This is a genomic window from Microbacterium radiodurans (assembly GCF_008710705.1).
GTDB classification, from domain to species: Bacteria; Actinomycetota; Actinomycetes; order Actinomycetales; family Microbacteriaceae; genus Microbacterium; species Microbacterium radiodurans.
This window is the reverse complement of sequence record NZ_VYRZ01000005.1, coordinates 1-18,403: the sequence shown is the minus strand read 5'-3', so window position 1 is coordinate 18,403 and position 18,403 is coordinate 1. Positions and strand designations below refer to the sequence as shown.

Below are 18,403 nucleotides of genomic sequence, written 5' to 3'. Positions count from 1 at the left end.
TTGAATGCATTCAATCACAGAACGCGCCACCGGGGAATAGAATTCGAGTCACACATCCGGATCAGCGCCTTGCGGCAGCGGGGCTTCGGAGGCGGAGGCGGCAATGACAGACGTCGGAATCGGACAGGTGGCGCAGCTCGCCGGCGTGTCCGTGGGCACTGTTTCAAACTTCTTCAACCGCCCCGAGGTGCTCGCGCCAGGCACCCTCGAGCGGGTCAGACTTGCTGTCACCGAGCTCGGTTACGTCCGCAACACCGCGGCGCGGGATCTCCGCGTCGGTCGCTCACGCGCCGTCGGGCTGCTCGTCCTCGACATCGGCAACCCCTTCTTCACCGAGCTGATCGAAGGCGTCGAAGACGTGGCCACAGGGGCTGGTCTCACCGTCACTCTCGGCAACACGAAGGAGAGCGCAGAGAAGGAAGCCGCCTACATCTCGCTGTTCCTCGAGCAGCGCGTGAGTGGAGTCATCCTCGCGCCCGCCGCCGTCACCCATGACCGTCTGGAGCAGCTGCGCGCGCTCGGCACCCCTGTGGTGCTCGTCGAGGACGCCCGGGATGCCGATGACTACTGCTCTGTCGCCGTGGACGATGCGCAGGGCGGGCGTACCGCCATGGAACACCTGGTCGAGAGAGGCCATCGACGCGTCCTGGTCATGAGCGGGCCCGCCCGCATTCAGCAGGTCCGCGCACGCATCGACGGCGCGATGGATGCCGCACGGTCACTCGGCGTGGAGGCCACGCTCGAGCGGACTCGCGCATTCTCCGCCGCCGACGCTCGACAGGCGATCGAGCGGATGTCGGCGTCGGGCAAGCTCGAGGGGATCACCGCCGTGTTCGCGGCCAACGACCTCATGGCTCTCGGAGTGATTCAGGCGCTCGTCGAGTCGGGGCGGAGGATTCCCGACGACGTCGCGGTCATCGGGTACGACGACATCCCGTATGCCGCGGCCCTCTCGCCCGCTCTGACTTCCGTCCGTCAGCCCAGCCGTGAGATGGGGATGGAGGCGATGAGCCTCCTTCTCGAGGAGACCGCTCGTCACCCCCATCACGCTCATCGACACAGTCTCTTCAAGCCGCAGCTGCAGGTGCGACAGACGACCTGAGGTGAGCCGTCGGGTCGCTGACCCCTCTTGTTGGACCGCCCGTCGTGTGCTTCACTGTGCGCGGCGACGTTGAATGCATTCAACTGTTCCGTTGCCAATCACACTGTCGCGACGAAGGGACAAGCGTATGAAGACTCATGACGTGCAGAGACGCAGTGGGCACCGGTGGAAGCTGGTCGCTGCGGCGACCGTCGTCATCGCCGGGTTGATCACCGCCCCGGCCAGCCCTGCCGTAGCGGGTCCCCCGATCGATACGACGTGGTCGGACTCGTTCTCACGCGCGAACGGGGTCCTGGGCCAGAACTGGGTCGAGGCGCGTGGCACCTGGCGCATCAACTCCGGTCAGGCGCGACCGACGACTCTCGTTGCGAACGGTGGTCCCACCGATCAGATGGCCATCCAGAACGGGGTGACGCTGGGAAACAAGTACATCGTCACCGCTGATGTGACGGTGCCCACGGGAGACCGGACGTGGAACGGCATCGCGACGAACGTGTCGACGCAGGCCAACGGCACCCAGAACGCCTACGTCTTTCGCATCGGACGAGGTGCGAATGACACGGGTGGGCGCTGGCAGGTCATGCAGCTGACGGGATCCGACGGCAGCACCGCCCGTCAGATCGCATCCGGACTCGCGAAGTTCGAAAAGGGCGACACCGTAACGATGTCTCTCTCCTCGGCTGGAACCACCGGGCGGTTGAGCGCCTCGCTGGCGATCAACGGTCAGGTCTTCCTCCAGCAGGCGGCGTACCCGGGCTTTGCTGCGCCCCAGCTGTACGGCGGAAAGGCAGCTCTCTACTCCCTGGATGGCACGGGGGTCTACGACAACTTCTCGATCGAGACCAGCAGTGCGGCGGCCGTGGCCCCGGCCCCACCCGCTGCGCTCCAGTGCACTCCAGCAGCCGGAAGCTCGTACACGCTCCCCAATCAGACGCCTGTCTTCGTGAGCGAGACCGTCGTCGACAGAGCCCTCGCCTCGCACCCGGTCGGTCAGGCACTGCTCACCAACGGTTCCGACCAGTACGTCGCCTACTACAACGTCCATCACGAGCTCGTCGTGGCGAAGCGGACTCTTCCCTCGACGACGTGGTCGCGAAAGGTCCTCGACACCGAGATCGGCTATGACAGTCACAATTACGTGACCATGCAGCTCGACCCGAACGGCAACCTTCACGTCTCGGGCAACATGCACGGTGTGCCGCTGAACTACTGGAAGACGAGTACGCCCGGGAACGTGCAGTCTCTGGCCCGAGTCGCCTCGCTCGTCGATCCGGCACAGGAGCAGAAGGTCACCTATCCGACCTTCATCAAGGACAAGAACGGCGGCCTGATCTTCACCTTCCGCAGCGGAGGAAGCGGAGACGGGGTCAACTACTACTACCGGTACAACCACGCCACGAACGCCTGGTCTGAGCTGATCGACGGCCCGCTGTTCGATGGAGAGGGGCAGCGGAGCGCCTACACCGGTGGGCAGCCGCGCCTGGGCCCCGATGGGATGTATCACGTGACCTGGGTGTGGCGAGACACGCCGGATGCCGCGACCAACAGCCGCCTGTCCTACATGCGGAGCCCTGACCTTGTGAACTGGGAGACCCTTGCCGGCACGCCCATCACCCTGCCGGTGAAGTACAACCAGCCCGGGGTGGTCGTCGACGACGTGCCGATCTACGAGGGCCTGCTCAACGGACTCGCGGTGCAAGGATTCGCCGGCAACGTGCCGATCATCTCGTACCACAAGTACGACGCGGCCGGGAACAGTCAGCTCTACGTCGCCAAGGCCGCGGGCTCCACCTGGACCAAGACGCAGGTCACCCAGTGGTCGGGGCGGTGGGACTTCGGCGGCGGCGGTTCGTTGCAGAACGACATCACTCTCGGCCGTCCTTCGTCGCTGCCGGACGGTCGGATCGCTCTTCCCTTCGGCTGCCTCGGGTCTCAGCGCACGATCGTGTTGAACGCGAACCTGACGCCGCACGCCGAGGTGCCGACTCCGCCATCCCACCCCTCCCAGGTGACGACGGTCCGAAACACCAACCCAGCATGGGATCTGATTACTCAGATTGCCGGTGATGGTGGCGGCGGTAACTACGTCATGCGGTGGGAGTCCGCGAAGTCGAACCTCGATAAGCCGCGTCCCGACAGTGAGTACCCGAAAGAAAACGGCACTCCGCTGTCGATCATCACGCTCGGATGACCCGGACCTCACCTGATTGGGTGGCCGACACGACTGCGTGCGGCCACCCATTCTCACGCCTGGGCACCTCGTCCACGCGATGGTTTGCGGCGGGCGGAGGAGCAGAGGCCCGTCACGCGCCGCTCCGTCGTGTTCCCGAAACGCACCGGCCACCCGCATCGGGCAGCGGACAGACGGACGCCCCGGCTCTCTCGGTCGAGAGTCGGGGCGTCGCATCCGCCGCCTACTTCGTGCGGGTCGTCGTGGTCTTGTAGCAGTAGGAGTACCAGGCCAGGAGGCCGCCCGTGAGGCTGCCGGCCGGCTTCGCGCAGAACCCGGAGGTGCGCTTCCAGGTGGTCTCCTTGTAGCACTGCTGGCCCCAGCTGCCGCCGTAGCAATAGGAACGTGTGCTCTCGACCTTCCATTCGGCCGCTTGGGCGGGTGCCGCCGCGCCGAAGGTGCCACCCGCAAGGATCAGCGTCGCCAGAACGGCGAGCGCAGCCTTCCGCGGAGCGAGTCGAGCTTTCAGGGTCTTCGTCATTGGAGCTCCTTACTGTCGAGAACGCCGACGGTACGCCCGCGGAGCCCTGGGCCGCTGTCCCCTCTTCGGTGGACGTCAGCGCGCCCAGATCATCACCGAGTAGCCCGCCCCGCTCGGGAGGTTGTCGGTGAAGTAGGTAACGATGTATTCGTCTGAGTACGACGTCGGGGAGGCTCCTTCGGCCGCGGGCGCCGTGGCGGTGTAACCGAGTTCGGCGTAGGCGGCCTGAAGGCTGGCGACGGCTGCGGCCGCGTCGCCGGAGAAGAAGGCCTCGTACGTCTTCTGTCCGTTGTCGGCTTCGCCCACGGCGGCAGGCCCGATCTGGTCCGCGGCGAAAACCGCCACACCGTCGGGGAAGCCGGTCTGCGGAGCGTCGGGGCCGGTGAGGACGATGGCCGGGTCGACGTTCGAACTGAATGCGAACGGCTTCGCCTCGGCTGCGGGCGTCTCGGTGGCGGCGGACGCGGACGGTTCGACGGCGGCCGTCGTCGCTGCATCCGATTCGGGTGCCGTCGAGTTCGAGCAGCCGGTGAGCGCGACACTCGCGAGGGCTAGCGCGATCAGGGGAAGCGCGGTGTGGCGCGGCATCGGGGTCTCCTTCATTCTGGCTCCGGACCCGCCGAGCGTAGCGACGGGCGAAGACGGATGCCGCGGCTTCCTCGCCGTGACACGCCAGACCTGCCGAAGCTGTCCGTTCGGAAGCCGCGAGACCGCCATTCGCGGCAGTGCGCACGAGGTCGACGCGTTCGTCGCTCGGCACTGTCATCCGATTCGCACCTGGGTGAAGGATGCGGCCGGCTCGGCGGCCACGCCGGGCATCGTGCCGCGCCGCGGGCCGCGATGCAAGGGATCCGCCGAGACGCGCCGGCTGAGCGGCATCCGCTTCGGCGCGTCGTGCCCGATGCCTTGCATCGCGGCCCGCACCTCGCGCCCGCACGTCGTGCCCGCACCTCGCACCTCGCACCTCGCACCTCGCACCTCACACCTCGCACCTCGCGCCTCGCACCTCGCACACCTCGCCGAACGGTGTCTCGAGCCGCCCGATCAGGCCGAAGAAGCAGAGGCCTTTCACGCCCCGCTCCGTCGTGTTCCCGAAACGCACCGGCCATCCGCATTGCGAAAGCTACGCTCGCAAGAGGGGGTGCAACGATGCCGCACACGATCGCTGTCGCGACGGAGCCGTCGGGGCGCCTCCGCCTCTTCATCCGCACCCAGTCGCCGGTCACGGTGGCGACCGTCCTCATCCTCGCGGTCGCGGCCGGCTTCGGCCTCCCCGCGGAAGCCCCACCCCTGATCGCCGGCATCGCCCTGATCGCGGCGGCGACCGTTGCGAGCCTCGCCCTTCCCTGGGAGCGGCTCGAGGTGCGCTGGCAGGCGGGTCCGGCCGTGCTCGACCTGGCCGGCATCGCGCTCGTTTCGGTCGCGCTCTATCCCGCCTTGCAGACATTCGCCGCGCTGGCCATCGTGCCGGCCGTCTGGCTGGCGATGGTCGGGGGAGTACCGGGGCTCGTGATCGCGTTGATCGGTTCGTACGCGGCTGCGTTCGCCCCCGTCCTGGTGCGGGGTGGAGGTGCGAGCGAGTGGGCGTCGGCGCTCAGCTTCGCGGTGATCATCCCGCTGGCGGCGGTGATCGGGTACGTGCTGGCCCGCCGCTATCTGCGCGCGAACGAGGAACGGGATGGGGCCATCGCGAAGCGGAGCGCGGCGCTCGACGAGGTCGAACGGCTGTCGCAAATCGTGCAGGCATTCGCCGAGACCGTCGACGCCGGAGTTCTGATCCTCGACGAGAGGGGCGAGCCGCTGATCGCGAACGAGCGACTCCGCGTCTTCGCCGACATCGGCGGGTACGACGCGGCCGCCGGCGCGGCGTCGCTGACGTTCGGCGCGGATCAGGCGACGCTCGTGCCCGAGGAAGATCTGCCGATCCGACGCTTCTTGAACGGTCAGGCGGTCGATGCGGAGCTCGTCTGGGCGGGGCAGCCGGGCGCGCAGTCCGCTCTGCTCGTCAGCGGGCATCAGCTCATGCGTGAAGACGGATCGCCGTTGGGCTCGGCGCTCATCGCGCAGGAGGTGACCGAGGTGGTGCGCGCCGGGCGCGAGCGGGAGGACGCGATGGCGACCCTCGCGCACGAGCTGCGCACGCCGCTGACCTCGATCATCGGCTACGTCGATCTCATCAACGCCCAGGGAGTGCCGCCCGAGGCGGAGGACTCGCTCCGGGTGATCGCCCGGAACGCCGAGCATCTGGTGACGCTGTCGGCGTCGTTCCTGAACGGGATGCGCGACATCCTCGATGTGAAGATCGAGCAGCTGGATCTGCGCGAGATGGTGGAGGTCAGCGTGGAGGTGCTGCGGGGGACGCGCGACGGTGCCGCGCGCGAGTGGGTCGTCGACCTGCCGACCGAGCTGTCGGGCGCGGGGGATCGCGACGGCGTCTTCGAGGTGCTCGCGAACGTGTTGGGCAACGCGGTGAAGTACTCACCACCCGGAGGGCTGATCGAGGTGACGGCTGCGGTCTCGCACCCGTACGTCGAGATCACGATCGCGAACGAGGGCACGCCCATCGCGCCGCAAGACCTCGCGCGGATCTTCGACCGCTTCTACCGCGGCGCCAACGCGAGGAACGCCGTAGCGGGCACCGGCATCGGTCTCTCCGTCAGCCGAGACATCATGAAGGCCAGCGGCGGCGCCATCACCGTCTCGAACACGCCGTCGGGTGTGGCGTTCGTCATCGGGATGCCGGCGGCCTGACGACGCGCGAATGGCGCAGATCGTCGATGCGGCGCCCTTCCGCAGCACGAGGCGGCAACGCACGCGTCCCCGCCGCCTTCGGTGTCGAAGGCGACGGGGACGAGCGTGCTGGCCGGTCAGCTCAGCTGACCGGCCGGGGCTCAGCTGAGCCTCATCGCGACGAGATCACGCTGTCCCGCCTCCGCTTCCGGAGGAGGGCGCCCGCACCGAGCAGCAGCGCGGCGATCACCGCCATCGCCGCGATCCATCCACCCTCGCCACCTGTGTTCGCGAGCTTCGAGGCGTCGCGAGGACGATCGCCGCTCCCGCCGGCGGGTTGCGGCTGAACGGAGGGCGCCGCCGCATCCCCTGACGGCACGGCGACGGAGTCGCTCGTAGCGGAGGCTTCCGCACCGGTCGCCGAACGGCCCACGACGCGCACGCTCAGGCTGTGCCCGCGGTCCGCCGACGTGACGACGTAGGTCGCAGACTCGGCCCCGCCGATCGGCGCACCGTCTCGCAGCCACTGATACGAGAATGTCGCATCGCTCGGCTGCCAGTCACCGGCACGAGCCGTCAGCGTCTCGCCCACCGCTGCGGCGCCCGAGATGCTCGGCTTTCCCGGCTGCACGTCGGCACCGGCCTGCTCGCGCGTGATGGACAGGGTGCGGCCGCTGTCGCGCGGCTCGATCTGCACACCGGCCGAGAGGGCAGCGGCGTCGACGGTCGAGACCACGTCGTCTCCGTCACGGACGACGTATCGCCCGGCCGGGAGGTTGGTCACGATGACCTCGGGGGTCGCGCCGGCGATCTCGGGCTTGTCGAGGGCCAGCTCGATGCTCGACAGGTCTGCGGCCACGGTCGCGCTGCTGTACTTCGCGTTCTCGAGAGAGACGCCGAGCTTGCCCGCGGGCGTGATCACCAGCCGCTGACGCACGCCGTCCTTCGGCGTGATGCGCCATCCGGAGGCCTGAGCCTCGACGTCTCCGCCGTAGGCGTAGAGCCCGACGGCGCTGTCGTCGACGACGTTCACCGACGCGGTGTTGAGCGCGCCCCAGAACCCGAGGGCGGATTCGCCCGACCACGACCACCAGCCGTCGATGTTCGGGATCCACCCGTACTCGGTCGAACCCTTCTGGCTCTGGAACTGCCAGGAGGCTGCGCCGATGTTGGCGGGGTCGGCGCTGATCTGTCCGCTGTTGATGTTCGCCCACCCGGCGTAGTACGCCCCGTATGTGGAACGGGCCAGCTCGCTTGCATCGATCCCCGCGGCCCCCAGGTCGTGGTTCAGCAGGTACTCCTGCTGCTGCCAGGCGCCGAGCTGCGTCTCGTACCCGAGGTTCCACCAGGACTCGCCCATGTGGCGGTTGTCGCCTCCGTAGTAGTACCAGAGAGGCTGGTTGCCGCGCGCCGCGAGCGAGGCCAGCGTGACCTTCCGCGCAAGGTCCTCATCGCCGAACATGTTCGAGAGCGTGTAGTTCGCCTCGAACGCGGTGGTGTCGATGCTCATCTCCGAGGCGAATGGGTACTTCAGCGAGGCGAAGTGCTCGTACTTCTCGGCGAAGAATCCGCGGAGCGTGTCGGCTTCAGCCGTGCGGCCGGCAGCGCGCAGGGCGTCTTCGATGAGCGGCATGGTCAGTTCGCCCATCGATGCCAGGTGACGCGACGCGTCGGGCAGGTACAGTCGGGCGTCGTCGTGCTCGAAGTACGCCTTCATGGTGCGGTACGCCATGTCGAGGTACTCGGCGGCGGGACGCTCGGCCAGGTCGGGGTGCGCCTCGGCGATGCGGTACATGCCCCAGTACGTGTTCCACACGTGGGGCGAGTTCATCACCCGCCACGTGGCCAGTCCGTCTCCTACATCCGGGCTGGTGCCGTCGTCGCGGCCGGTGGCGGGTCGGTCGCCGTCGCCGCCGTCGTACCAGTGGTAGAGGTTCCAGGTGCGCTCGCCGTTCTGGAACTGGTTCTGAAGGTATCCGAGGAGGAAGTTGTCGATGTAGTAGTCGAGCGATGCCACTTCGGCGGCGTCGGGATCGGTGACGTTCTTCTCGGCGACGAACGCTGCGGGCGAGAGTCCGATGTCGTCGGACCCGCCGGTCATCCATCGGAGCTCGAACTCCGGAATCCCGGCGATCGCGGTCTCGTTCAGGTTGTAACGCGTCACCTGCTGCTGGGAACGCATGTCCCACTGCAGGTAGGCGCCGTCGTATCCTCGCTGCGGCTCGCGCGCCTGCTGGTTCTCGGTGATGAACGACGCGTTGGCCTCGATCAGCGATTCGATCGGCTCGATGGAGTAGTACTGCAGGACCGAGGTCTTGCCGCCGGCGTAGGTGACCGTGACGAAGTTCTCGCCCAGTGTGGGGAACTCGATCTCGTACAGCTCGTAGCCGTTTCGTTCCCCGGTCGGGGCGATGCGGGCGTCGTCACCGGCGCTGCCGAGTCCGCCGCCCGGGGTGACGGACTCGATGCCGTCGCGAGCCCGGACCGCGAGGGTCGCCTTCGTGTCCTGGGGGATGGTCATTCCGGGCAGCGAGACGACGTCGACGACGCCCGCGTCGAAGAGGACGTCGCGCAGATCGGTGTAGTCGTCGGCCCAGCGGAACTCGAAGCCGTAGGACTGCTCGTTGCCGGGGGCGAGGGTGACCGAGGATGCCGGCAGGTACTGCGCCGCGCGCTCCGCGGCGACTCGGGTCGGTCCGACGTGCGATGAGTGGATGAAGTAGGTCGGGAGTCCCTCGAACGACGGGGTGCGTTCCCCGAAGACGCCTTCGCCCTTGCGGACCTTGTCCTTGAATTCGAGCGTGGTCCCGTCCTTTGGGACCATGACGAGGTACGGCCCCTCTCCGTTGGGACGCTGCCAGAACATGTACGAGCCGTCCTCTGCGACGAACGAGTGTCGAGACACGTTCTGCTCGTAGATCCCGGTCTGGTTGCCGCCGTCCCACCAGGCGTTCATCAGGAGCGGCAGGCCGAGGTCTTCGACCTCCACGGGTGCAGCGGAGGGATTGCCGAGCTTGAGGGACCAGTCGAGGATCTCGTCGTCCGCGCCGGTGAGCTCGTACCGCTCCTCGAGGCTGACCGACCGCACGCCGTTCGGGTTCGCCGACGGGCTGTCGTAGGTCACCGTGATGGCGTCGCCGTCTCGCGACACCTCCCGCGTGTCGTCCGACAGGCCGGTGACCTGGTCGCGACCATCCGCGCGCAGGACGACGTCGCCCGTCCACCGGGAGTCGTCGACGTCGAACTCCGGACGCACCTGCGGGTTCGCGACGAAATTGGTGCAGTATTTCGTGTCGCTCGCGTTGACGAGGTTGTACAGGCCGCCGGTGAGCCGGCTGACCCCGACCGTGAAGGAGTCGGAGCTCAGCCACTCCGTGCCGTCGGTGCGGGTCGGGTCGCCTTCGACCTCGAACTCGCTGACCCCGACGGCGGCGAACGTCTGTCCATCGGTCGTCGCCTCGAAGAGCGCGCGCAGCCTGGTCGTCTCGACCGGGGCGGCGAAGGTCACGGTGTTGGCCGCTTCGCGCTCGCGCGGGTAGGTGGCGTCGCCCTGCAGGACGACGTCCGTCCAGGCGCCGTCGACCCAGGCCTGCAGCTTCCACGCGCGGGGGACGGTGACGTCGTTGCCGGCGGTGTCGGAGGCGTTGTTCGACCAGAAGGCGATCGAAGCCTTGTGCAGGGTGCGTGACTCCGACCACTCGTACTGCAGCCACTGCTGCGCGGGGCGGTCGGGGCTCCACGTGGCCCAGACATCGGCGTTGCGATCACCGGTGAAGACCTGTGCGCCGTCCTTGACCGCGTTGATGTTGTTCCAGGCGGCGGTCTGAGAGGCCGACACGGTGGCACTCAGCGCGGCGTTGACCCGCGCGGCGGAGTTCGTTCCCGGGGCGCACGCGGTGGGCTCGGCTCCGACGGCGGATGTCGACGCGGTGACCGGCCCGGACAACCCGAGCACGATGGCGGCCGCTGCGCCAACGGCGAGGGATCTCGATAATGGAGCGGTTCTCATAGGGCTTCCTTGCTGTAGGAGGGTCGGTGGTGAGGTCGGTGCGGGGTCGGCTCTGCTCAATGAGCGCCTCGACGGCTGTCTGCCGGGCGTCGCGCGCCGCTGGCCCGGAAGGTCGGGTAGTCGAGCGTCGAGATCGCCACCGGTGCGCCGACGAGACCGGGCGTGAGCACAGCTCGCATCGCCGTCATCCGACGGTGACCATCGCGTTGCAGCATCGTTGCTTCCTGTCCGCCGACAGCGGGTGCATCGTCGGCCGGGTGGGGAAGGTTCGCGCTTCGCGGCCCTCCGGTCGGCGCCTCCGGCCCCCGTGCGGCGGGGAACGCGGTCACAGCCTGAAGAGATCGTAAGGCTTTTCGGTACCGGTGCAAGAGGAATTCTCAGCGCGGACGATCACGGCCGAAACCGTTTCAGAAAGGCTTTCGGGAAGTGTGAGCCGCAGCATGGTGAACGGGCTGCGCTCGGCGAGGGCAGCCCGTGATGTCGCACATCAGCGCGGTCGCGCCGAAACGCCGGGCCGTCTTCGCCCTTCCGCCCTGTCGCAGTGGCCGGTTTCCATCCGAACGACGCATGCCATCGTGTCGGCGCTCGTCGTCCGCGTGCACGCTGAGCGTGTTCCGCTCGTGTCAGGTATCGGATCGATTTTCGGAGCAACCGTCATCAGTTTCGGGAGGTCGGCAGCGGTAGCCGAGGTACTCGTGCGTCGACCGCATGCTGAGTGTCCGCGCGCTCGCCGGGTCGCTCAGGCGACCACTGGGGTGATCGAAGCCGGCCGCCGCCGGGGACGCAAGACGAGTGTGTCGTTTGTTATCGGGATGCCGGTGCGCTGACGAGCGTGCGAATAGCCGACGAGCGAGACGCCGTCGTCGCCAACGTGATTCGCTGGTCTGCCCTCAGCGCTTGCGGCGTCGTCCGTATGCGGCGGCTGTCGCGATAAGTGCCACGGCGAGAAGCGCGACGATGAAGAAGATGCTGGTGTCCACGATGGCCCCCTAGCGGTGACGCAGGTGTCGGTCGGCGGGCGTGCGCCTGCCACGGTACCCCGTGAGCTCGACATCCTTCGTCGTCGGGATGCCGGTGGGTCGATGAGGTGACTACGCGCCGGCTCTGACGGGGTGGAGCTCGCGGAGCGTCGTGTCACGGGTGAGGATCGAGGCGAGCGTCTGCGGGCTGAGATCCAGCTCGGCGGCGAGCCGGTCGATGCTCACTCCGTCAGCGATCGCGTCGTGCAGAGCGGCTTCGGTGAGCAGCGCCAGCGCGTCGACGTGACGGTCTCGGCACGCGACGAATTGGGCGAGGCGCGTCCGAGCCATGCCGACCAATGCCTGTTGTTCTGCTGACGCGCCGCCGGCTGCTCCCCTGGTCGTGATCACCGCCGTGCCCTTCTGCTTCCGGCCACCCGGATAGGGCCGACACGATGACTGTGTCGGGTGAACGCCCATCGTCTCGTTCACGCGACCACCGGCGCGGCCGAGACCGCCCGCCGCCGTCGGGTGATGATGAGCAGGAGTCCGACGATCGGGGTGCTGAAGACGAGCATCGGAGTCAGCGTGATCCCCATGAGCACCGTGTAGGTGGCCGCCGTCGCAGCGCCGACGGCGATCCGCAGTGCGAGCGAGATCGGCGTGCACGCGGCGACCGCCCAGCCCAGCGCTACCCCGATCGAGGCGGCCGCTGCCACCCAGAGGGGACCGATATCGCCCGACCCGGTCGTGACGAGGTAGTCGAGTGCCAGCAGGCAGAATCCGACGCCGGCGGCGCTGACCGGGATCCAGACGTCGCGCCGCTTCACCGAGAAGCGGCCGATTGCGACCAGCCCCAGACCGACGAGGGCGGGGAGGGTGCTGAGGCTGAGGACGACGATGCCGTGGCGCATGGCGGTCGTGGAGTTGCCGCCGAGGGGTGACCAAGCCTCGCCCGTGAAAGCCCAGGCCACACCGAGCGATCCCACGAGGAGCGCAGCGATGCCCGCAAGCCGGGCGGCGCGGGGCCGCGGATGGGGCTGACGCGCGGGGACGCGCGAGTTCGTCCACGCTCGCGTCGACGGTGCTCTGCGGAGCACGGCCGCGATGACGAGACCGACGAGGGCGATGAGGCCGCTCACGAACGGCGACGTGAACGTCATCACTGCCAGAACCGGCGCCGCGATACCGCCGCATACGGCGCCGAGGATGATCCGGACGATGAACGGCAGGCGAGATCGGGACAGCACGGCGAAGAGCACCAGACCGAAGCCGATCGCCGACAGCGCGAGGCCGAATGCCGCGAGCGGAAGGAAGGCGGCCGCGAGGCCCGTCTGCGGCAGGTCGGCATCGGCGTTCTCGAAGCCGCGCTGGGAACCCGACCCCGACCGCGACCATCCCTACACGCGTCGCACCATGCTACTCAACGAGCACGTCTACCCCGGCGACCACGCGCAGCGGCTATGGCCGATCACCGTCGACAACCTTCCCGAGGCGGGGACGTACTACCCCGTGCAGTTCCGCTACGACGGTGATGTCTCCGACCCGCCGCTGTATGACTCCGCCGTCAGCGACCGCATTTGGATCATCCGGGAGTAGCCGTCGGCGGAGGGCGCTCCCGTCAATGACAAGAACGCCCCGGTGCCCGTTCCTTCATGGAGGGACGCCGGGGCGTTGTAGTTCTCGATCAGTGCCGTACTAGTGGCGCGTCCGAGGGTGGGTATACAGTCGCAAATCCAGGAGAACTGCAGCCCATTGAGTTGGGGCCCCTGAACCCACGATCCCCCGTTGATTCGGGGGCTCTCGTGTGTCAGCTCGTCGAATACGTGAAACGGCAACCTGCCATAATCCGTTGGTGCCTGAGCCCCGGATCTACCTTCACCGGTTGACGTCCCTCCGCTTCTTCGCTGCTCTCGTGGTCGTGCTACATCACATCACGCGCGACGTCGCGCCCATACCGGGGTTGTCGCAGCTGACGCTCATGGGCACCGCAGGGGTGGGCTTCTTTTTCGCGCTCTCCGGATTCATCCTGACGTGGTCGCACAAGCCGGACGACACGCTCGGCAGGTTCTACCGGAAGCGCTTCGCGCGGATCTATCCATTGCATCTGGCGACGTTCATCATCTCTATCCTCGTTCTCATCGTCATAGGGTCGTCGTTTTCCCCCGCGGAGGCGCTCACGAACGTGCTCCTCGTGCAGTCATGGGTGCCGGACTCGGACATTTACTTCGGTATGAATGCGCCGAGCTGGTCCCTCGCCTGCGAGGCGCTCTTCTACGCGGTGTTCCCGTTCGTGATCCCACTCATCCGACGACTCAGCGTCCGTCGAGTCGCTCAGCTGACGATCGGCACCGTCGTTCTGAACCTCGTCATCGCGATCATCGTGACGATCGCGACCGAGTCGGGCGAGGCGTCTCGATTCCTGCTCTACGTCTTCCCGCCGTTCCGGTTCCTCGGGTTCATCGCAGGCTGCGCGCTCGCGCACTGGATGACCGTTGGGCTGCGACCGCGCACCTCAATGTGGATCCCGGTGGTCGCCATGACCGCGGCGTACATTGCCGTCTTCGCCGGTCAACGGGTACTCGGCCAGGACTGGGGGCACGGGATCGAAGACGCTCTGCTGCTGCCCGTCATCCTCTGGCTCATCGCGGTCGCAGCGGCGGCCGACCTGCAGAGCCGTCCCGGCATCCTGCGGTCCCGCCCGCTGCGACTCCTGGGCGAATGGTCATTCGCGCTCTACCTCACGCACTGGCTCCTCGCACAGGGCGTCGAGCACTACGCGCCCGGCCTGAAAGAAGCTCCGCTCGGCTCGCGCGTCGCTGCAGACGCCGCGTTCGTCGTGGTCGCGATAGCTATCGCTGCCGCCTTGTACTACACGATCGAACGGCCGGCCGAGCGAATACTGCGAGGTTCGACTGAGCGCCCCGCGATGCGCGAAAAGGGGCGTGCATAATGCGGGGGCACGTCGCGTGCCATGACGCTGAGCATGAGGATCTCGAGCTCTCCGAAAAACTTATGTCATGCGAGGCTCCATAAGCACTGCCTCGACAGGCGCCGGTCGCAAACGTTCACGGGTTTCGGGTTGATGACTAAGCGCTGGGCGCGACTGGTGATGCTAGTCCTCAGAGCCCCCTTCTCACTGGGAGCCGACGGCCGAGCTTCGAATGGAGCCGGGCACCTCCCTGCGTGGTCGCGCACAGTGGCACAAGACCTCGAGTTCGAACCCGCTGGAAACGCATTCGTTGCTCGCTTTCGAACGCCTGTCATGCAGCGCATACACGCGATGACGCGCCCGGTCGATATTGTTGCCGACAGGCCGCGGGCACGGAATCGCTTTCCGGTGCATAGTTCCACCGCGTCTGCGGATAGCAGATACTGCTCAACGTCCGGGGCTTTTGAAACTCCGCGTGCTCGCGCGGCGCATAGTTGGCGGTACGTAGTCCCATGCCCCGACGTTGTGCCCGACCAGGGTGCTGGTAAAGAGGGCGAACCCCTGCACCATCCGTCGGGGCATCTCCACCGGGGTGATGTAGCACACCGGCGCCACCCGCTTCGTGGACCCGCCATAGGCGGGCGCGGGCTGGGCGTGAGCCTCCGACCTTGAACGGCCGATCGTCGGCTCGCTTGTGTTGGTCGACGCCGTCCCCACCGTGAGCCACTGCGGCAACGCCCCGGACAGCGGGTCTCAGGCGAACTCGACTCGACGCCCACCGGACGGACGATCCGACAACTTCGCGCTCGTCCACAGCTTGCGCGCGACGACCTCGGAGGTGGCGCCGTCGATAGGGCGTGGGAAGATTCTGGTTATGGGGGACCAACCGCATGAGATGAAGGCATCAACGCGCTGCGCGACGAGACGAAACCGAGCGGAACTCGCCGGGCCAGCGGAGGTCGGGCTGGAGATCAATGTGGTTAACGCCGTACGGGGGCTGGTGTGGCCTTTGAACATGCCTAGGCCCTCGGTGCAGTGGCGCACCGGCTCCGCCAAGGCGGTGTCGTCCTGAGTCTCGCCGACAGTGCAGCGCGAGGTGCCGCCGCTACGCTTGGCGGGCAAGTGCTGCGTTTCGCCATCCAGCTTGCCTCGGTCTCAATCCTTGCGCGGATTCTGACGCAGTCTGACTATGGTCTGTTCGCGATGGTGATGGCGATCGTCGGCGTCGCATCCATCCTCGGTGATTTCGGTCTATCGATGGCAGCCATACAGAAGCAAGAGCTGAGTCAGGGTCAACGGAGCAATCTGTTCTGGACGAACGTCGCTGTCGGCATCGTGACGTCTGCGGGCGTATTCCTCCTGGCGCAGCCGATCTCCGCCTTCTACGGACATCCCGAGCTCGTCATCGTCACGCAGGCTGTAGCGGTCACCTTCCTCATCAACGCACTCACTCCGCAGTTCCGCGCCGAGGTGTCCCGGCGTCTGCGGTTCAAATGGCTGGCGTCAGCAGATGTCGCGGCGCAAGCAGTCGGACTGACACTCGCTATAGCAATCGCCCTCTCGGGCGGCGGGTACTGGGCACTCGTCGCGCAGCAGATCGGCGTGGCACTCGTGACGCTTGCTGTGCTCGTTGTTGCCGCCGGTTGGGTTCCCGGACTACCGCGGCGACATCAGCAGATGAGGTCTCTTTATACGTTCGGCATCAACACGCTTGGCGTCCAGCTCATCACTTACACGACGTCGAACCTCGATAACGTACTCATCGGCCGCGTCTGGGGCGCTTCGGCACTCGGCATCTACACCCGCGCCTACCAGATATTCCGGTTGCCGTTGCAACAGATCGCGGCTCCGATGACGCGCGTCGCTCTGCCGATCCTTTCGAGACTGCAGGCAGATCCGCGCTACGAGGCTTACATCCAGCGCGCGCAACTCATTCTCACGTACTCGTTCGGCGGCGTGTTCTTCCTGCTCGCGGCGGTCGCCGACCCGGCAATCGAGATCTTGCTCGGACCGAACTGGGATGAAGCCAAGCCGATCTTCGCCGTTCTCGCCATCGGCGGTGTCTTTCAGGCAATCGGATATTCGTATTACTGGATCTTCCTTTCGCGCGCATACACGGGTTTGCAATTGCGTTGGAGCATCGTCGGGCGTTCGATCATGGTCGTGCTGATGGTCGCGGGAGTGTTCTTCGGACCAATCTGGGTAGCTGTGGCTTCGTCCGCCGGCCAAGCGATCATGTGGATGTTGAACACTGTCTTCGCCGTACCCAAGACCGGCGTCGAAGTCAGGCCGCTGGTGAGGATCTCGCTTCGACCACTGGCCGTCTACGCCGGGCTGCTTGCGGTGACCGCTCCCCTGACGTGGTGGGTGCTGCCCGGATGGAACCCTTGGGTAAAGCTGCTGGTGCTGGTACTCGTTATTGCCCTCTATCTGACCGGTGTATTTCTGCTCTTCGGCTCGGTACGCCGAGATATGGGGGATCTGTGGGACGCAGCGCGACGTATTCGTAAGCGCCGCTAGCCCTGATGCCGACAGGGCGGCGCGTGCCAGTTGTCCCCGCGTTCGCGCGCTGCTGTGTCAGGGGCGTCCCATGCCGTGGTAGTCCCAGCCGGCGTTTCGCCAGGTGGTGGCGTCGAGGCAGTTGCGGCCGTCGATGACGATGCGGCCGGTGGTGAGGGTGGCGGCGTGTTCGGGGTGGAGTTCGCGGCGGTATTGGTCCCATTCGGTGACGACGATGATGGCGTCGGCGGCGCGGAGGGCTTCGTCGCGGTCGTGGACGTAGTTCAGTTGGGGGTGGATGCGGCGGGCGTTGTCGATGGCTTCGGGGTCGGTGACGGTGACCCAGGCGCCGAGGCCGTGGAGGCGGACGGCGACGTCGAGGGCGGGGGAGTCGCGGGTGTCGTCGCTGTGGGGTTTGAAGGCGGCGCCGAGGACGGTGATGTTCTTCTTGAAGACGGAGCCGCCGAGGGCTGCGACGGTGAGGTCGACGGCGCGGTCGCGGCGGCGCATGTTGATCGCGTCGATCTCGCGGAGGAACGCGACGGATTCGCCGCGGCCGAGTTCTTCGGCGCGGGCGGAGAACGCGCGGATGTCTTTGGGGAGGCAGCCGCCGCCGAAGCCGATGCCGGCGCCGAGGAAGCGGCGGCCGATGCGGGCGTCGTGGCCGATCGCGTCGGCGAGGGTGGTGACGTCGGCGCCGGTGACTTCGGCGATCTCTGCCATCGCGTTGATGAAGCTGATCTTGGTGGCCAGGAACGCGTTGGCGGCGACTTTGACGAGTTCGGCGGTGGCGAGGTCGGTGACGATGAAGGGGGTGCCCTTGGTCACGGACGGGTGGTAGACCTGCCGGAGGATGTCGGCGGCGCGTTCTCCGGGCTCACCGGTGGGAACGCCGGCGACGAGACGGTCGGGGTCGACGGTGTCTTTGACGGCGAAGCCCTCGCGGAGGAACTCGGGGTTCCACACCAGCGTCGCCCCGGTCGGGTCGACGCGGGCGGCGAGGGTCTGGGCGGTGCCGACGGGGACGGTGGATTTGCCGGCGACGATGTCGCCTTCGGCGAGGTGGGGGATGAGGGCGTCGACGGCGGCGTTGACGTATGTCAGGTCCGCGGCGTATCCGTCTTTCTGCTGCGGGGTGCCGACGCCGACGAAGTGGACCTTCGCGCCGCGGGCGGCGGACATGTCGGTGGTGAACGTGAGATTCCCCGACGCGAGGCCCTCGCTCAGGATCTCCTGCAGGCCGGGCTCGAAGAACGGCGCCTCCCCGCGGGAGAGCGAGGCGATCTTGTTCTCGTCGACGTCGATCCCGACGACCTCGTGACCGATCGATGCCATCGCCGCGGCGTGAACCGCTCCGAGGTAACCGCAACCGATGACCGACAAACGCATGGTGCTCTCTTCCCGCGGACCCGACGGGACCGACACCCCTTCATACCAACTTCCCGTGACGCGGGTGTAAAC

At 67.1% G+C, this 18,403-nt stretch carries 14 protein-coding genes; 6 read left to right on the top strand and 8 right to left on the bottom strand.

Annotation, left to right across the window (positions count from 1 at the left end; genetic code table 11):
* Window positions 1-103: 103 nt before the first annotated feature.
* Together F6B42_RS14425 and F6B42_RS14420 are read left to right on the top strand one after the other, a co-directional pair.
* Window positions 104-1,102 carry a LacI family DNA-binding transcriptional regulator gene (locus tag F6B42_RS14425; RefSeq protein WP_150420454.1) on the top strand — a complete coding sequence of 333 codons (999 nt, stop codon included), beginning with the start codon at window positions 104-106 and terminating at the stop codon, window positions 1,100-1,102.
* A gap of 142 nt (window positions 1,103-1,244) precedes the next feature.
* Window positions 1,245-3,293 carry a BNR repeat-containing protein gene (locus F6B42_RS14420; RefSeq protein WP_191089404.1) on the top strand — a complete coding sequence of 683 codons (2,049 nt, stop codon included), beginning with the start codon at window positions 1,245-1,247 and terminating at the stop codon, window positions 3,291-3,293.
* 223 nt (window positions 3,294-3,516) lie between these two features.
* On the opposite strand, the gene F6B42_RS14415 is transcribed toward F6B42_RS14420, so the two are convergent.
* Both F6B42_RS14415 and F6B42_RS14410 read right to left on the bottom strand, forming a co-directional pair.
* Window positions 3,517-3,813, bottom strand: a complete 297-nt coding sequence (locus F6B42_RS14415; RefSeq protein WP_150420452.1) for a hypothetical protein — start codon at window positions 3,811-3,813, stop codon at window positions 3,517-3,519.
* Window positions 3,814-3,888: 75 nt separating this feature from the next.
* A complete protein-coding gene (locus F6B42_RS14410; protein WP_150420451.1) occupies window positions 3,889-4,401 on the bottom strand; it encodes a hypothetical protein in 513 nt (170 codons plus the stop codon).
* A gap of 561 nt (window positions 4,402-4,962) precedes the next feature.
* Here F6B42_RS14410 and F6B42_RS14405 point away from each other — a divergent pair.
* Window positions 4,963-6,564, top strand: coding sequence for a sensor histidine kinase (locus F6B42_RS14405; RefSeq protein WP_150420450.1), 1,602 nt, complete (start codon window positions 4,963-4,965; stop codon window positions 6,562-6,564).
* Between the two features lie 151 nt (window positions 6,565-6,715).
* On the opposite strand, the gene F6B42_RS14400 is transcribed toward F6B42_RS14405, so the two are convergent.
* From F6B42_RS14400 to F6B42_RS14385, 5 genes are all read right to left on the bottom strand, one after another.
* Window positions 6,716-10,381: a DUF5695 domain-containing protein gene (locus tag F6B42_RS14400; protein ID WP_150420449.1), complete on the bottom strand. Its 3,666-nt coding sequence runs from the start codon at window positions 10,379-10,381 to the stop codon at window positions 6,716-6,718.
* A gap of 227 nt (window positions 10,382-10,608) precedes the next feature.
* Complete coding sequence (locus F6B42_RS14870) at window positions 10,609-10,767, bottom strand: hypothetical protein (protein ID WP_191089403.1); 159 nt, start codon at window positions 10,765-10,767, stop codon at window positions 10,609-10,611.
* Window positions 10,768-11,442: 675 nt separating this feature from the next.
* Window positions 11,443-11,532: an LPXTG cell wall anchor domain-containing protein gene (locus F6B42_RS14395; RefSeq protein ID WP_191089402.1), complete on the bottom strand. Its 90-nt coding sequence runs from the start codon at window positions 11,530-11,532 to the stop codon at window positions 11,443-11,445.
* Between the two features lie 111 nt (window positions 11,533-11,643).
* Window positions 11,644-11,862: a hypothetical protein gene (locus F6B42_RS14390; protein WP_150420447.1), complete on the bottom strand. Its 219-nt coding sequence runs from the start codon at window positions 11,860-11,862 to the stop codon at window positions 11,644-11,646.
* A gap of 137 nt (window positions 11,863-11,999) precedes the next feature.
* The gene (locus tag F6B42_RS14385) at window positions 12,000-12,674 is read right to left on the bottom strand and encodes a hypothetical protein (RefSeq protein WP_150420446.1); all 675 of its coding nucleotides are present in this window, start codon (window positions 12,672-12,674) and stop codon (window positions 12,000-12,002) included.
* Between F6B42_RS14385 and F6B42_RS14380 the strand changes: the two genes are divergently transcribed.
* From F6B42_RS14380 to F6B42_RS14370, 3 genes are all read left to right on the top strand, one after another.
* A complete protein-coding gene (locus tag F6B42_RS14380) occupies window positions 12,664-13,110 on the top strand; it encodes a hypothetical protein (protein ID WP_150420445.1) in 447 nt (148 codons plus the stop codon). The two genes, F6B42_RS14385 and F6B42_RS14380, sit on opposite strands and share 11 nt — an antisense overlap.
* Window positions 13,111-13,318: 208 nt before the next feature.
* On the top strand, window positions 13,319-14,464 hold the full coding sequence (locus F6B42_RS14375; protein ID WP_150420444.1) for an acyltransferase family protein: 1,146 nt from the start codon (window positions 13,319-13,321) through the stop codon (window positions 14,462-14,464).
* A 1,014-nt stretch (window positions 14,465-15,478) separates the two neighbouring features.
* The gene (locus F6B42_RS14370; protein WP_150420442.1) at window positions 15,479-16,963 is read left to right on the top strand and encodes a lipopolysaccharide biosynthesis protein; all 1,485 of its coding nucleotides are present in this window, start codon (window positions 15,479-15,481) and stop codon (window positions 16,961-16,963) included.
* Between the two features lie 57 nt (window positions 16,964-17,020).
* Here the strand turns inward: F6B42_RS14370 and F6B42_RS14365 are convergent, their stop codons facing one another.
* Window positions 17,021-18,331 (bottom strand): UDP-glucose dehydrogenase family protein, encoded by a 1,311-nt coding sequence (locus F6B42_RS14365; protein ID WP_150420440.1) that lies wholly within the window; start codon window positions 18,329-18,331, stop codon window positions 17,021-17,023.
* Window positions 18,332-18,403 lie beyond the last annotated feature (72 nt).

Bases quoted from the DNA above. Each gene is read 5' to 3' on its own strand.
- F6B42_RS14870 (WP_191089403.1), bottom strand. From the start codon at position 10,767: ATGCTGCAACGCGATGGTCACCGTCGGATGACGGCGATGCGAGCTGTG.
- F6B42_RS14415 (WP_150420452.1), bottom strand. From the start codon at position 3,813: ATGACGAAGACCCTGAAAGCTCGACTCGCTCCGCGGAAGGCTGCGCTC.
- F6B42_RS14385 (WP_150420446.1), bottom strand. From the start codon at position 12,674: ATGACGTTCACGTCGCCGTTCGTGAGCGGCCTCATCGCCCTCGTCGGT.
- F6B42_RS14390 (WP_150420447.1), bottom strand. From the start codon at position 11,862: ATGGCTCGGACGCGCCTCGCCCAATTCGTCGCGTGCCGAGACCGTCAC.
- F6B42_RS14410 (WP_150420451.1), bottom strand. From the start codon at position 4,401: ATGCCGCGCCACACCGCGCTTCCCCTGATCGCGCTAGCCCTCGCGAGT.
- F6B42_RS14425 (WP_150420454.1), top strand. From the start codon at position 104: ATGACAGACGTCGGAATCGGACAGGTGGCGCAGCTCGCCGGCGTGTCC.
- F6B42_RS14365 (WP_150420440.1), bottom strand. From the start codon at position 18,331: ATGCGTTTGTCGGTCATCGGTTGCGGTTACCTCGGAGCGGTTCACGCC.
- F6B42_RS14405 (WP_150420450.1), top strand. From the start codon at position 4,963: ATGCCGCACACGATCGCTGTCGCGACGGAGCCGTCGGGGCGCCTCCGC.